The organism is Candidimonas sp. SYP-B2681, from assembly GCF_003971065.1.
Taxonomy (GTDB): domain Bacteria; phylum Pseudomonadota; class Gammaproteobacteria; order Burkholderiales; family Burkholderiaceae_B; genus Pollutimonas.
The window spans coordinates 148,085-162,015 of sequence record NZ_RYDV01000005.1; the positions used below are offsets into that span (position 1 = coordinate 148,085).

The window sequence follows — 13,931 nt, forward strand, 5'->3', positions numbered from 1 at the left end:
TGCCATTCACGGAAAGGTGCTTTCTTTGCCAAGAAAGCGCATTCTGTGGTAACGGACTGAAACCCGTCAGTTCAGAAAAAATGAAACATTCATCCGGCGGCGCTCTGGAAAGCCTTGCTTTTTCCGGGGTATGTTTCTGGGAAAGTTTTCTGTATTTTGTAGCGTTTGGACAGTTTATGCTTTATCAGGTGCCGCGACATCGTCGGCAAGATGATTGAGCAGCCGCTTCAGCTAATTGGGGTTTTCTCGGCTTTTGTCTTTAGTCGGGCGCCGGACTCTTGGCCAAACAATCGTGAATTCGCGTCAGTGCGGAAGAGGACTGTTGGCTTTGTTGTGGCACTGGCGCCTTTTGTTTGCGCACGCACGACGATTTTCTGCACTGTCTCGTGATAGGGGGATTTATCGCAAACGGGATCTGCATTGGTCGCGTCGCCGGTCAAGGCCAGCGCCTGGCAACGGCACCCTCCGAAATCTTTTCCTTTTTCCGGACAGCTACGGCAGGGTTCTTTCATCCAGGCGTCACCGCGGTACATGTTAAAAGCCTCGCTCTCGTACCAGATATGCTGCAGGCGATGTTGGGTGACATTGGGAAATTCGATACCGGGCAGGGACTTTGCCGCATGGCAAGGCAGCGCGGATCCGTCCGGCGCTATGCCTAAAAACACAGAACCCCATCCGTTCATACAGGCCTTGGGCCGTGTTTCAAAGTAATCCGGCACGACAAATAAAATTCGCATCTTATTGCCGAACTTGGCTCGGTAGTCGTTAACGATGGCCTCGGCATGTACGAGTTGTTGGCGATCTGGCAACAATTGAGCCCGGTTAGCCAAGCCCCATCCGTAGTACTGGGTGTTGGCCAGTTCTAGGTACTCGACGCCCATGGCATCCGCCATCTCGATAATGCGTCCCACGTGGTCAAGATTGTAGCGGTGCAATACGACGTTAAGTACCATGGGGTAGTCGTACTCTTTGATCAGTTTAGCTACCCGCATTTTAAGATCGAAGGTTTTTGTGCTCGACAGGAAATCGTTCATCTCTTTGGTCGAGTCTTGGAAAGAAAGCTGAATGTGGTCAAGCCCTGCATCCTTCATTCGAATGATGCGCGTTTCGTTCAGTCCTACACCGGAAGTAATTAGATTGGTATAGAAGCCCAAGCGGTGTCCTTCGTCAATGAGTTCTTCGAGATCGCTACGCTGCATGGGCTCTCCGCCCGAAAAACCCAACTGTGCCGCGCCAAGTTGCCGGGCTTGCTGCAAAACATCTATCCACTGCGTCGTAGTCAGTTCTTGCTGGTTTTGAGCATAGTTCAGCGGGTTGTAGCAAAACACGCAGTGTAACGGGCACTTATAGGTCAGTTCGGCCAAAAGCCATAATGGTGGCGCAACAGATAGGGGAAGGGCATTGGCATTCATGATGAAGATACCTCAAGTTATCCACCCGCGCTCGTAAGCCTCGCGCATGAAGTCCTCGACGTCCGGGCGCAGCCCCGTGGCCGAGAAAGCGCTCTCAAGGTCGTCGGTGATAGCGGAAATATCGCGCTCGCCATCACAGCGCTTCAGGATCTCTGCAGCGCTGGTGTTCAGTTTGACCATTCCTTCGGGGTAGAGCAGCACGTAATTGGATTGTGCTTCTTCCCATTGAAGGCGAAATAGTCTGGATAATTTCGGTTTTTCCGGAAGGTCGCTCATGGGGTGGGTTTCAACCGTTTTCAAGGGTTGGCCTTTTCTATGGCATCCAGCATAGACCATAATACATCTAGCTTGAATTGCAGTATTTCTAAAGCGCGCTCTTGTTGGGCTCTGGTTGTGAAATGATCCAGGGTTACTTGCAATCCGTGTTCCACATCACGTTCCGCGAGCGAAATGCGACTTCGAAAGTATTGCAGCCCGTTTGCGTCGATCCAAGGGTAGTGCTGGGGCCAGTTTGCCAGACGGTCCTTGTGAATACGCGGCGCAAACATTTCAGTAAGTGAGGAACATACGGCCTCCTGCCAGGAAGACTGTCGCGCGAAATTTACATAGGCATCGACAGCAAAGCGGACACCCGGGGCCAAGTGCTTTAGTGACCACAGTTCGTCGCTTGGAATGCCAACGGCGTTGCCCAGCCGCGACCAGGCTTCGATTCCGCCATCGTTTCCGTCGAAACCGTCGTGATCAAGTATTCGCAGAACCCATTTGCGGCGGGTTTCGCGATCGGGGCAATTGGCAATGATCGCGGCATCCTTTCGAGGGATGCTGATCTGATAGTAGAAGCGATTGGCAACCCAAGTGCGAATCTGGTCTGGCCGCAGTTGCCCGTTTGTCATCTTGATGTTGAATGGGTGATTAATATGGTAGCCAGCGCCTTTCGCCCGCAATTGCTCTTCGAACGTCCTGCGGTCCCACGCAGGACCTAATACGGTGGTGTTAGGTAGTGGTGCGTTCACAGAGTTATCTCCATTCCGTCGAATGCAACCTCGATATCGTGACGCCTTAGCACGGCTGCCTCGTTCGAGTTTTCGTCGAGTATCGGGTTGCTATTGTTGATATGAATAAGAATTTTGCGTCGTGCTCCCAGAGCATCCAGCGTTTCGATCATTCCTCCGGGACCAGACTGGGGCAAGTGTCCCATGTCGGCCGACGTTTTTTTTGAAAGGCCCAGCCTGATCATCTCGTCTTGTGTCCAGAGTGTGCCATCGACCAAAACGCAGTCGGCGCTGCTCATTGCGGAGTTAATATGAGGTTCGATTTGCCCTAGTCCCGGGGCGTAGAAAAGCTTTCTGCCAGTCGACGTGTTTTCGATCAGAAGGCCGATGTTGTCCCCTACTTGTGGATTATCGCGATGCGGTGAGTAGGGCGGCGCTTTGCTTTTGAGGTCTAGCGCAGTAATGCTGATATTCGCCAAGCCAGGAATCTGTATTCGAGGCTCATTTCCCAAAGCCTTCACTGGAGTAACTGGATGCCAGGTTACGCCGCAATAGTGGGATAGCACCTTGGCCACTGGCATACCGTTGGAAAGATCATCCCAAACAGAGGGGGTGCAATATAGCGGTAAGGGCTTTCCCTCGCGTAGCATTAGCAAACCGGTAATGTGATCGATTTGCGCATCCATAAGCAGCACTGCACAGATGCCGGTATCACGTATGCCGCGCTCCGGCTGCAATTCGGGCGTGGCGCGAATCTGGGCCAATATATCGGGAGAAGCATTGATAAGTAGCCAGTCGTCGCCGTTTTCGGAAACAGCGATGGAGGACTGGGTGCGTGCGCGGGCCTGAATCGTGCCTTTTCGGATGCCGTTGCAGTTGGGGCAATTACAGTTCCACTGCGGAAAACCTCCTCCGGCGGCAGAGCCTAGAACAATGACTTTCATAGAGCTTCCGACAAAAAAACGCGGCGCCGATTTACCACTAGCGCCGCGCCGTCCGCGAGATAAAGATCGTATTAGCGGTTGGCAATGTACATGGTAATTTCAAAGCCGAATCGCAAATCGGAAAACTCTGGTTTACTCCATTTCATAGCGTCTCCTGTCGAAAGTTTGAATACTTTTCCAAGAACGAACGACTGCTTGAATTATTGCTATGCTGCACTAACCGCTACAGTCAAATTAATGTTATCACTGTGCTTTGGAATGTCAAGATCTTGCGCGGCGTTTTTTGGCGGAGTTGTCCCTGTTTAAATTTTAGCGGTAACTTGTAGGCAGTTAGCTGCAGTAGTGTGCTGTTTCGTATTCGGAGCATGTGCGTCACTGGCGCCACATAGGTGCACATATCATTGAACGGAGACCTATGGTTATTCCCATTTCCGAGGGTATGCTCGACGTCGGTGAGGGGCATCAAATGTACTTCGCCCAGTATGGGCGCCCAGATGCACCTGCGGCCGTAGTGCTACATGGCGGACCGGGGAGTAGTTCTCGAATCTCTATGCTGGATTGGTTCGACCTTACGCAGCACCGGGTCGTTTTATTCGACCAGCGCGGAACTGGAAAAAGCAAACCATCGGGTGAGCTTCGGTTCAACACAACGCAGAACCTTATCGCCGACATAGAACGGTTACGCGCCTTCTTGGGAATCTCCAAATGGGTGGTCGTGGGCGGGTCTTGGGGCGCAATGCTAGGCGTCCTGTACGCGGGCAGGCATACGACCTCGATCAGTGGCCTCGTCTTACGCGGAGTTTTTTTGCCTGGTGGCGCCCAACTTGACTGGTTCTTTCGCGACCTTCAGGCATTGGTGCCATTTGCATGGTCCGAACTGACGGCAGGCATGACAACTGAAGAAGCGATATCCGTTCTCGCAACTCTGACCCACCGACTGCATTTCGGAACAGAGTCGGAAGGAATAGAAAGTGCCAATCGGTGGAGCAGATACGAGAACGCCGTGATGGACGCCATGGCCGGTAAAGTGGACAGTGTTTCCGCCAATATAGAAGCCGGCGTGCTCCACAAGTATCGAATCCAATCGCATTATCTTTCGCAATCATGTTTCACGACAGAATCCGCCGTATTCGATGCGGCAAGGCATATTTCCGCACCTGTAATCTTGGTCCATGGGACTCACGACTGGATCTGCCCGCCCGCAAACTTGGTTCGTTTGATCGATTACATACCAGACGCAGAGGTCAGGTGGGTGTCAAGGGGTACCCACACTGCTTCGGATCCGTCTATATTCCGCGCCTTACGTAGTGCCGTTCATGATATTTTTGCCCGGCATTTAAATGCCACAAGGAACGCTGTCGACTCGTCACAGCATTGAAGCAGGCCCCCATACTACACAAATTAATCGGGCTACTTATCAGAGCAGGTATGGTAAATTCACTTCAATAATAAGGAACTATAAAAAAGCAGAGAGGCTGCAATGGTGGATCAACGATACACTCGTACTGCAATATTTTTGCATTGGCTTATCGCAGCGCTGTTGATCGGCCAGTTCTCATTTGGATGGTACCTGGACGAAATCCCGCGCGGCGTACCGGAACGATCGTACTTCGTTAATCTGCATAAAAGCACGGGCATCGTCATCGGTCTGCTGATCTTTATACGGCTGTTTTGGCGCCTTGCGCACACCCCGCCTCCGCTTCCACTTACCGTTCCATCATGGGAGCGGCGCTTGGCAACTGCCGGCCACCGGCTTCTATATGCGCTTATGGTAATCATGCCGGTTTCTGGCTATATCGCGTCCAACTTCAGCAAGTACGGAATCAAGTTCTTCAACGTTGTTTCTTTTCCTCCGTGGGGCATTGATGACAAGGCAATTTACGCGTTTTTTAATGGAACGCATAAGTTGGCATCTTGGTTGCTTCTTGTAATGGTGATACTCCATGTGCTTGCGGCGTTAAAGCATTTGTTTATTGATCGCGATCAGGTTTTTTCACGAATGTTATTGCGTCGTCGTGCAGCACAACGTCAATGAAGCATCCAATTATGGAAACACCGGAGATTGCCCTGTATGAATTGTCCTCATTACCCCAAGTACCTGCTCGCCGTTGGCCTGATGTCCTTGTCGTCTGTCGCCTTTGCTGCTCCGTTTGCCTATGTGGCCAATGAAGGCTCGGGCACCATCTCGATTATCGATGTCGCCACTGATAACGTGGTTGGCGATATGCCTGCGGGCAAGAAACCTCGGGGTCTCGCCATCAGTGGCGAATGGATCTATGTCAGTGATCAGCCTAACAATAGTTTGCAGTTAATCGATCTTAAGTCCCGCAAACCGGGCCCTTCAATCGACCTTGGCAAGTCACCCGAAGGGGTGTATGCCTCGCCGGACGGAAGGTGGATCGCAGCAGCAATCGAGGAGAACGATGAAGTCGCTATTATCGATACACGAGACAATAAGGTCGTTTCCAGCATCAAAGTCCAGGGCGAAAATCCCGAACATGCGGTATTCAGCCCCGACGGCAAAACAATGTTGGTCAGCGCTGAAGATGGTGGGGCTCTGGATATCATTGATTTCGACACCCGCAAACAGGTCGCTCAACTGAAAATTGGCGACCGGCCTCGGGGAATCGGCTTTCTTCCTGACGGTAGCCGTGCCTACGTTGCCGCAGAAAACAGCAATGCGATCTACGTGATCGACATGGCGAGCAAAAAGGTGCTTACGCATTTGAAGGGGGGCACCCGCTCCAACGGGGTCACCGTACACCCCGATGGCAGCCGCGTCTACATCTCAAACGGTGGTGACGCCAGCGTGTCCGTGATCGACACGACGAGCAATAAAATCATTGCGACTGTCCCCGTGGGGCAGCGCCCGTGGAATATGGCGATTACTCCCGATGGGAAGAAGCTTTATGTCGCCAACGGCCGCTCTAACAGCGTGTCGGTGGTCGATACCGAAAAAAACATAAAGCTGCACGATATTAGCGTCGGCGAACGGCCGTGGGGCGTTGTTATTCATTAATTTACGTCCATGGCCTGCCTTTGCTGCAGGCCATGCAGATGAAAGCTTAATAGATTTCGCGAGAAGCTATATGCACGTCAAGACGCTCCAGTTTGCGGTAAAGCGTATTGCGACTAACTTTCAGCTGTCTGGCCAGTTTGCTAAGATTCCAATGGGATGTTTTCAACTCTTGAATCAACGCATCGCGTTCTGCTAATTCCAATGGATTCAGCAGGTTAGGATCTGCCGGCATTGTTCCTTTTACAAGCTCGAGCTTAGGGCCGACGAAGAAATCAGCTGGCAGGCAGTCTATTGTCAGCACATCACGGTTTCGCAGCGCCACCATTACCCGTAAGACGTTACGCAACTGGCGAATATTCCCGGGCCATGGATGGCTTTCAAGGGCGTCCATGAGTCGGTCATCGACCGTGATCGTGGTGCCGTCGGGAGACTCTTGTTGCAGAACATAAAGGATAAGGGCGCGCCGGTCTGTGCGTGCGCGCAGCGGCGGCAACGTAAGGGTTACGCCCTGGATTCGGTAGTACAAGTCGGCACGAAATTCGTTATTTGCAATTTTTGAGGGTAAATCGCAATGAGTTGCACTGATCAACCGGATATCGAGTTTGATCGGCGCCTTGCCGCCAAGCGGAGCTACTTCGCGCTCTTCCAGCACTCGAAGCAATCTTGTCTGCAAAGCAAGTGGCATATCGCCGATTTCGTCTAGAAATAATGTGCCGCCATTGGCCTGAAATATCTTGCCCGATTGGCCTTCTTTACTCGCTCCGGTGAAGGCGCCCGGCTTATATCCAAATAACTCACTCTCGATCAGTTGTTCGGGAATTGACGCGCAATTGATTGCTACGTACGGATGGTCTGCACGGGTGCTTGATAAGTGGATCGCTTTCGCGAACAGCTCCTTTCCAGTGCCGGTTTCTCCGCAGAGCAGAATGGCGACGTCACGATCGAAGACCCTCATGGCGGTCTTGATATTGTGTTCCATTTGGGCGTCGTGCCCCCTTCTCAAGGCGTCTAGCGGAGCAAGCGGACAGGGACTTGGTGCATTACTGATCGCTGCTGCGGCAATCTGGGTGGCGAAACCTTGTAGCGCCTCTTTCCTGTCTGCCACAGGAGCAAACGCGGTTGCATAGAAGCGACGGCCGTGTCGGGCATCGAATACGATCGACGGAGTTTGTGCAGACTTGTTTTGCCGTAATAACGACTTGAACGACAGGTCAAAAAACGCCTCTAAAGGTTGGCCGACAATTTCGTCGGAAATTACACCTAGCTGCGCCATGGCATTGCGGCTGGCAGCCAGAATGCAACAATCAGAATCCAGCGCGATGATGCCTTTATTGAGCGTGCTGACAAATTCAGGGCGACTGTGGAATATAAATAGCTGACGGGATGGAAACTCATTAATGAAGATTTTGTTTTCGATTTCTTGAACAGTCATATTCACCAGGTCGAGTACATGGTTGGGCACCCGATGCGCTTCGCCAGAAGCGTCTAAAACGGCCAGTATGTTGCCACGCCAGTCGAAAATTGGCGCGGCGGCACAAGTGAGCCCCGTATTGCGGAACAGATAATGGTCGCCTTGGTGAATCATCATGGGGCGTTGTTCTGCCAAGCATGTCCCCATTCCGTTCGTTCCCTGGAATTGCTCGGACCACACGGCGCCCGGCATAAGGCCGGATTTGGAAGCGGCATGGGTGAAACCGGGGTCGCCAAAAAAATTCAGCAAGACGCCTTCGGCGTCAGTCAGCATGATGGCATAGTTGGACTTCGCGATTTGCTGGAATAGCACTGTCATTTCGCTTTTTGCGGCACGCATGACGGGACTGGATCGATCCTGGCGTCCTAGCAATTCTTGGTTCTCGACCACGTACAGTTCGCGGGCTACGGTGGGATCAAGCTTGTATTCGCTTGAACATCGAATCCAGGAATCGGTTATGTGACTCGGCACGGTCAAATACGGTGCCGCTACTGATTCGACGACCTCGCGGATGCGAGCGCCATGACTGCGCGCACTGACCATTTATGTCTCCTCACTCGATGAGCAAACCATCCAGGTTCTATCGGTCGACCCGGTATGGTGCGCTGAGTTAGATAACATAACGGTATACGAAATTATTGATCAAAGCCACCTATTACCGTCGGTATTCCAGCAGATAGAAGCATTTTGAAGTGATTTGTCTAATTTTGAGTTATTCCCTAACGCTATCGTCGGGACCCCATGCTTCTTGACACGCTTTAATATCAACACTTATCTGGCGAATCTTGCGGCGGGAGGGCGCACTTCGATAAGTGCTGCTCAGAACATCCAATAATACTTGCACGGGGTTCGTGCCGGTCGACGCGTGCAGGCCAACATGTGACAGCGTCATGCGCGGGTTTACCTCTAGAACAACTGGTCCGCGATCCGTGATGATGAAATCAATCCCGACATAGCCCCACATTCCCGGCATTGCTGCAAGCACACAACGAGCCATATGTTGCAACTGGCCGTTCGAATCCTGAATACTGTTGATGATGCTGCCCATATACTGGAACTGGTTATCCGATACCGCCACGCGATGGTCATTGCAACCCATCAGCAAAACGTCGCCGTCGCTGCACAACAAAGATAGACTGCAAGGGCGGCCAGGGACATACGGTTGCAGCACATAGTCGCTTTGTCCTTGCCCGCCTATCCATTTAAGGGCGCCAGCCCGATGGGGAAAAATATGGGTGTCTGAACAACCGGCTCCGTCGTCTGGTTTCACGACCCAGGCTGAAGAGTCGGTGGGAAGCTTGCTTTGTGCGCGATAGGTGGGCACAACGGGCACCCCGTTCGCCTGCAGCGCTTGCGACGTACGATATTTGCTGGCGGCCAGATGCACTGCGTCACGTGTGCTGCCGAATAGCTTTCTGTTATGTTGTATTGCTTTAGTGGCTATCAACTCTAGCAAGCCATTCGATTCGGCTGCCAGCGGCCAAACAGCATCAGCTTCCAGCATGCATTCATCTACGGTTTGCAGCGATGCCTGCTGGCCTACAGAAATGTGCAGTTCTTGTCTTGGAGCGGAATGCGGAGGGCTCGTTGGCTGTTGAAGCGTCAGGACTTCCAGGGACTCGATCTGCGAAATATCAGCCAACAGGGCGCGCATCATAATATCGCCTCGAAACCCTGCTGACGACGATGCATTACTACCGTCAGGCAATGTCACGCCGCTGTGGTCACAAATGAAGATTTTCACTTTCCTGCCTCGAAGTGCAATCGATGGCCCAATCTACGGCGTGCACGGGTTAGCGGCGCGCTAGCCTATTCTGGCAGAACGCCGGATAAGATAGTCAGGCTCGTCTCCAGTGATGGGCCGGTACTTCCGACGCGGGTATACGCTGAATACAGCGTTCCAGGTACTGCATCGCTCAAGATAAAGACATAGGACTTGTTGACATAGCTTCCCAGTTGCGCCTTATGGGGGTCGCCAGTGTACGGGTTGATAACAATTTCCTGCCCCTTGATAGAACGGCCTTCGTAGCTAATGGTTTTCTCGACAACCTTGGTACCTGGCATGGCCAGGGCCGTGCGGATGGCTTTGCGGAAATAGTCGGTCGATCCGCCCGTCAGACGCTTCATGTCGGCAATGTCGCGTTCCAAAAATCCCAAAATGGCGGGATTGCCTTCGGCGTTTTCGAGTGTTGGAATAGCAATGCTGCGATCGCCGGATAGAAATCGCGTCGCAACTGAAGCGGTTCCGTCGCGGTGGCGTTCCAGGACGTCAACAAAAACCTCATCCGTGTAATGGGTTGCGCCTGTTGTGTAGTGGCGGTAGTGATAGGTGATGGTTTGCAGATCGGTTTCGACGAAGTGATTGTTAAGAAACAGAAGCCGTTCGGCCTGCGTGTATTCCTGTGCGCTTGCTTGAGTGCATGCCAAGCTCAGGATAGCCGTGCCAATGGCAATCAGCATGGGGCCGAACAAGGGCTTTGTTGCGGGGATCATGCCTTAGCTCTTGGTAGCGGGGGGAGTCGAGACGATGGGAACGCTATATTCTTCAAGAATGGCACGTATCTCGGGTTGGCTTGAATCAATCAGGGCATTGAGCTGGTCGCGCAGTTGTCTTTGCCCGTGGCGCACCCCCATTGCAATGCCGAACCCATACTGGATGCCATCGTTCCGGAATTGAAAAGGAACGACCTCGATTGGCACGCCATTCGTACGCTTAGCGAAATATCCTACGATGGGTCCCCAGGCAATGGCAATGTCAAGCTTGCCCGTAGCCAGGTCATTCTCGATGATCTGCCCCGGGTATTGGTCCGGGTCGCCGGTTTGCAATTGATAGGACACCATCAGATCCGAAAGATCGTTTTTTATCAACCAGTCGGCAGCGGGCGTTCCGGTAAATATACCGATTCTCAGTTTCTTGCGTGTGGTTTGATCAAGCTTCAGCACATCTTCGGGTACGTGTATGGAGTCCAGTCCCTTGCCTTTTACATAGGCCATCGCGTAGGTCGATGTCAGATAGGGTTTGGTCGCAAGTCCCATTTCGAAATTTGGCGAAACGCTGGTCACGACGTCGCACTTATAGGTATCGGTATCGGGAATTTTCGCTTGCAGCGTGTTGCGTATGAAGCCCATGCGTTGAGGCCACCATGCGTGTTCCAGTTTCCAACCGAGTTTTTTGGCAAACAGCTCTGCTATCTTATTTTCATAGCCATGTTCTTGTCGATCCGACATAGGAAGGTTGTTTGGATCCTGGCAGACTCGCAATACTTGTTGCTCTGGCCCGGATGCAGATGTTGTTTGGGCCTGTGCACTGCTAGCCAGCAAGCTGACGAGGAGGGCGACAGTCGTGCGATATGTCATGCCGGCAATTGAAGGTTGATTCAAAAACATGTATGAAAATCCTTTTTCACATTGATTTTGCGCTCTAGCGTTTTTTACTTTGCAATGGGCTCGAGCCGGCCTGGGCCGATCGCGCCGTCGGAACGACCTTTCAAATAAGCGTAAAGATTATCCAGATTTTCGATGACCCGCGGAATGCTTCCGAAAGGTGGCATGCCTTTTTCGATTCGGCCTTCTTTTACGGTGTGCTCGAATTCCTCTTTGCTCAATCTCTTCAGACCTTCAAGGAGTGATGGTCCAACGAGTCCTTCTTGTTCGGCCCCGTGGCATCGGGCACAGGCTTGTGCTCGCCATGTTTTCCACCCAGCCAGGGTATTGTCGTCTACGTGCGTTTTATCAACGACGGTATATAGTGCGACGTCACTGGATGTCGTGGCTGGTGGACTGGATGGCGATTCCGTATTCGCAGCGACCGTGTCGGAGACCTCTGCACTATGCCCAGGCACGGTAAAACCCAGGGCAACCGCAAGGCTTGCACTCATAAAAGCAAAGCGTAACGACATACAGATATATCCCTTAAAAAAATCTGACGAGCGGCGTGCGCCGCGTCGCCAGTTCAAATTGTCTTGAGAGAGTAGGGAAGCGACGGAATCTTCATAGAGTCCGCCGCGTGTTTGCTTACTTAACGGATGCAACCTTCGTGGTTTGTAGAGCGCTATCGGGCAGTGCAAAAACCATCAGCACGCCTCCGAGTTCGGTGTAGCGAGCCAGTTCTTTGTAGCCCCCCACCGCGCCCAGTCCTTCGGTTGGCCCCTCGAGCGCGGCTGCCAGACCGATACCCGCCCAGCCTCCAATTCCTGATAAGACGCCCACGTATTGTTTGCCTTTATATTCCCAAGTGGTGACGTTGCCGATAACGCCTGACGGAGTTTTGAATTTCCACAACTCCTTGCCGTCGTTATCCACGGCCTTGAGGAAGCCTTCAAGCGTGCCGTAAAAATTTACGTTACCAGCAGTTGCTAATGCTCCGCTCCATACTGAGAACTTTTCAGGCTTGGACCAGACGATCTTGCCAGCGCCAGCGTCCCAGGCAATGAAGTTGCCCATGCCGCCATGACTTCCCGGTGTCGGGTACATAGACAGCGTTGCGCCGACATATGGTTGACCAGCCGTGTAATCGATCTGATACGGTTCGTAGTCCATGCAAACGTGGTTAGTTGGAACATAGAACAGACCTGTAATCGGAGAGAACGCTGCCGGTTGTTGGTCTTTGGTTCCTAAAGCCGCAGGGCAAATGCCTTTGGTGTTCACGTCTTCACCATTTTGCAAGGTGCTGTATTTGGCATTCACTTGCGGCCGCCCGGTTTTCATGTCGACATGGGATGCCCAGTTCACCGTTGGGTCGAATTTCTCGGCGATCAGCAGCTCGCCGGTAATACGGTCCATAGTGTAGGCAAAACCGTTACGGTCGAAGTGCACCAGCGCTTTGCGGTCTTGTCCCTTTACTTTGATGTCGGCCAGTATCATCTCGTTGACACCGTCGTAATCCCATTCGTCATGTGGGGTCATTTGGTACACCCACTTGGCTACACCTGTGTCCAGATCGCGGGCAATGATCGCCATTGACCATTTGTTATCGCCGGGGCGTTGTTTAGGGTTCCAAGTTCCCGGGTTGGCAGAGCCGTAATAGACGAGGTTGGTCTCCGGGTCGTAACTGAACCAGCCCCAGGTCGTGCCGCCGCCGATTTTCCACTGATCCCCCTTCCATGTTTTGAGTGAAGAGTCGACCCCGACAGGGGCCATTTTCCCGTCCGTCCAAGTCATTGTTTTTTCCGGATCGAACAGCATTTCCTTGTCGGGCCCGACCGAGTACCCCTTCCAGACTTCCTTACCGGTTTTCAAGTCATACGCTGTCAGGTGGCCCCGCACACCAAATTCCCCGCCGCTGATGCCGGTAAGTACCTTATCTTTAAAAATATGAGGCGCATTGGTGTTCGATTCGCCTATTTTGGGATTGCCGTTAACTGTTTTCCACACTTCTTTACCGGTCTTTGCATCTAGCGCGACAAGGGTTGTGTCAGCCTGCTGCAAGATGATTTTTCCATCACCAAACGCGAGGCCGCGATTTACGGTATCGCAACACATTACAGCGATCACCGAGGGATCTTGCTTAGGCTCGTACTTCCAGAGCATGCGTTGATCTTCCAGACTGATGGCAAATACCTTATTAGGAAACGGGCTATGCACGTACATGGTGTCGCCGATGACGAGTGGGCCGCCTTCGTGTCCGCGCAGTACGCCTGTCGAGAACGTCCAGGCGACCTGGAGGTCTTTGACGTTCTCGTTAGTAATCTGTTTAAGGGTGCTGAAGCGATGGTTTGCCAGATCGCCGGACTGCATGGCCCAATTCGCCGGGTTGGCCGCCGCCTCGTTCAGTTGTGTATCTGCCTGTGCCGCACCGGTCGCCATCATGACCCCAGCGATGCATAGCACGTGTTTTAAAGATATCTTCAATGACATGTCTATCTCCGTTATGGTTTTACGGCAAGGCACGGAATGAAATCCGGTTCAGCATTTCGGCGCCTCGACGGCTAGCTGCACGTTTTGTGAAGCACTAATCGTGCCAGGAATTGACGTCAGCTAGGCTATGGTCAAGAAGCCGCCTTCGAATCTGAAGATATTGGCCGCCAGTTGCTTCAGGCCCGCATTAGATGTCCTGCACGCTGAACAATCATCAGATGCGAGTGTTCCGTTTAA

General features: G+C 52.5%; 14 protein-coding genes. 3 read left to right on the forward strand and 11 right to left on the reverse strand.

Annotated features, from left to right (window positions below; translation table 11 throughout):
- Nucleotides 1-227 precede the first annotated feature (227 nt).
- From pqqE to pqqA, 5 genes are all read right to left on the reverse strand, one after another.
- On the reverse strand, nucleotides 228-1,412 hold the full coding sequence (gene pqqE, locus EKL30_RS11915) for a pyrroloquinoline quinone biosynthesis protein PqqE (RefSeq protein ID WP_126707452.1): 1,185 nt from the start codon (nucleotides 1,410-1,412) through the stop codon (nucleotides 228-230).
- Nucleotides 1,413-1,424: 12 nt separating this feature from the next.
- Nucleotides 1,425-1,688 carry a pyrroloquinoline quinone biosynthesis peptide chaperone PqqD gene (pqqD, locus tag EKL30_RS11920; protein ID WP_126707630.1) on the reverse strand — a complete coding sequence of 88 codons (264 nt, stop codon included), beginning with the start codon at nucleotides 1,686-1,688 and terminating at the stop codon, nucleotides 1,425-1,427.
- A 20-nt stretch (nucleotides 1,689-1,708) separates the two neighbouring features.
- The gene (gene pqqC, locus EKL30_RS11925) at nucleotides 1,709-2,425 is read right to left on the reverse strand and encodes a pyrroloquinoline-quinone synthase PqqC (RefSeq protein ID WP_126707453.1); all 717 of its coding nucleotides are present in this window, start codon (nucleotides 2,423-2,425) and stop codon (nucleotides 1,709-1,711) included.
- Nucleotides 2,422-3,348, reverse strand: coding sequence for a pyrroloquinoline quinone biosynthesis protein PqqB (pqqB, locus tag EKL30_RS11930; protein WP_126707454.1), 927 nt, complete (start codon nucleotides 3,346-3,348; stop codon nucleotides 2,422-2,424). The genes pqqC and pqqB overlap by 4 nt, the downstream gene beginning before the upstream one ends.
- 71 nt (nucleotides 3,349-3,419) lie before the next feature.
- Nucleotides 3,420-3,494 (reverse strand): pyrroloquinoline quinone precursor peptide PqqA, encoded by a 75-nt coding sequence (pqqA, locus tag EKL30_RS11935; RefSeq protein WP_102070171.1) that lies wholly within the window; start codon nucleotides 3,492-3,494, stop codon nucleotides 3,420-3,422.
- A gap of 269 nt (nucleotides 3,495-3,763) precedes the next feature.
- Here pqqA and EKL30_RS11940 point away from each other — a divergent pair, with 269 nt between their 5' ends.
- From EKL30_RS11940 to EKL30_RS11950, 3 genes are all read left to right on the forward strand, one after another.
- Complete coding sequence (locus tag EKL30_RS11940; RefSeq protein WP_126707455.1) at nucleotides 3,764-4,726, forward strand: alpha/beta fold hydrolase; 963 nt, start codon at nucleotides 3,764-3,766, stop codon at nucleotides 4,724-4,726.
- 102 nt (nucleotides 4,727-4,828) lie between these two features.
- A complete protein-coding gene (locus EKL30_RS11945; protein WP_126707456.1) occupies nucleotides 4,829-5,383 on the forward strand; it encodes a cytochrome b in 555 nt (184 codons plus the stop codon).
- Nucleotides 5,384-5,419: 36 nt separating this feature from the next.
- A complete protein-coding gene (locus tag EKL30_RS11950) occupies nucleotides 5,420-6,367 on the forward strand; it encodes a beta-propeller fold lactonase family protein (protein ID WP_126707457.1) in 948 nt (315 codons plus the stop codon).
- Between the two features lie 46 nt (nucleotides 6,368-6,413).
- On the opposite strand, the gene EKL30_RS11955 is transcribed toward EKL30_RS11950, so the two are convergent.
- From EKL30_RS11955 to thdT, 6 genes are all read right to left on the reverse strand, one after another.
- Nucleotides 6,414-8,381, reverse strand: a complete 1,968-nt coding sequence (locus EKL30_RS11955) for a sigma-54-dependent Fis family transcriptional regulator (protein WP_126707458.1) — start codon at nucleotides 8,379-8,381, stop codon at nucleotides 6,414-6,416.
- Nucleotides 8,382-8,550: 169 nt separating this feature from the next.
- Nucleotides 8,551-9,582 carry an ATP-grasp domain-containing protein gene (locus EKL30_RS11960; protein ID WP_126707459.1) on the reverse strand — a complete coding sequence of 344 codons (1,032 nt, stop codon included), beginning with the start codon at nucleotides 9,580-9,582 and terminating at the stop codon, nucleotides 8,551-8,553.
- A gap of 65 nt (nucleotides 9,583-9,647) precedes the next feature.
- Entirely contained in the window at nucleotides 9,648-10,331 is a 684-nt protein-coding gene (locus EKL30_RS11965; protein ID WP_126707460.1) for a hypothetical protein, read from the reverse strand.
- Between the two features lie 3 nt (nucleotides 10,332-10,334).
- Nucleotides 10,335-11,225 (reverse strand): quinoprotein dehydrogenase-associated putative ABC transporter substrate-binding protein, encoded by an 891-nt coding sequence (locus EKL30_RS11970; protein ID WP_233583059.1) that lies wholly within the window; start codon nucleotides 11,223-11,225, stop codon nucleotides 10,335-10,337.
- Between the two features lie 44 nt (nucleotides 11,226-11,269).
- Nucleotides 11,270-11,737 carry a cytochrome c gene (locus tag EKL30_RS11975; RefSeq protein WP_233583061.1) on the reverse strand — a complete coding sequence of 156 codons (468 nt, stop codon included), beginning with the start codon at nucleotides 11,735-11,737 and terminating at the stop codon, nucleotides 11,270-11,272.
- 115 nt (nucleotides 11,738-11,852) lie between these two features.
- On the reverse strand, nucleotides 11,853-13,694 hold the full coding sequence (gene thdT, locus EKL30_RS11980) for a thiol dehydrotransferase (RefSeq protein WP_126707461.1): 1,842 nt from the start codon (nucleotides 13,692-13,694) through the stop codon (nucleotides 11,853-11,855).
- Between the last annotated feature and the right edge of the window lie 237 nt (nucleotides 13,695-13,931).

Coding starts and splice junctions, on each gene's coding strand:
- EKL30_RS11945 (WP_126707456.1), top strand. CDS start 4,829: ATGGTGGATCAACGATACACTCGTACTGCAATATTTTTGCATTGGCTT.
- EKL30_RS11950 (WP_126707457.1), top strand. CDS start 5,420: ATGAATTGTCCTCATTACCCCAAGTACCTGCTCGCCGTTGGCCTGATG.
- EKL30_RS11970 (WP_233583059.1), bottom strand. CDS start 11,225: ATGTTTTTGAATCAACCTTCAATTGCCGGCATGACATATCGCACGACT.
- EKL30_RS11940 (WP_126707455.1), top strand. CDS start 3,764: ATGGTTATTCCCATTTCCGAGGGTATGCTCGACGTCGGTGAGGGGCAT.
- EKL30_RS11965 (WP_126707460.1), bottom strand. CDS start 10,331: ATGATCCCCGCAACAAAGCCCTTGTTCGGCCCCATGCTGATTGCCATT.
- thdT (WP_126707461.1), bottom strand. CDS start 13,694: ATGTCATTGAAGATATCTTTAAAACACGTGCTATGCATCGCTGGGGTC.
- EKL30_RS11975 (WP_233583061.1), bottom strand. CDS start 11,737: ATGTCGTTACGCTTTGCTTTTATGAGTGCAAGCCTTGCGGTTGCCCTG.
- pqqE (WP_126707452.1), bottom strand. CDS start 1,412: ATGAATGCCAATGCCCTTCCCCTATCTGTTGCGCCACCATTATGGCTT.
- pqqB (WP_126707454.1), bottom strand. CDS start 3,348: ATGAAAGTCATTGTTCTAGGCTCTGCCGCCGGAGGAGGTTTTCCGCAG.
- EKL30_RS11955 (WP_126707458.1), bottom strand. CDS start 8,381: ATGGTCAGTGCGCGCAGTCATGGCGCTCGCATCCGCGAGGTCGTCGAA.
- pqqD (WP_126707630.1), bottom strand. CDS start 1,688: ATGAGCGACCTTCCGGAAAAACCGAAATTATCCAGACTATTTCGCCTT.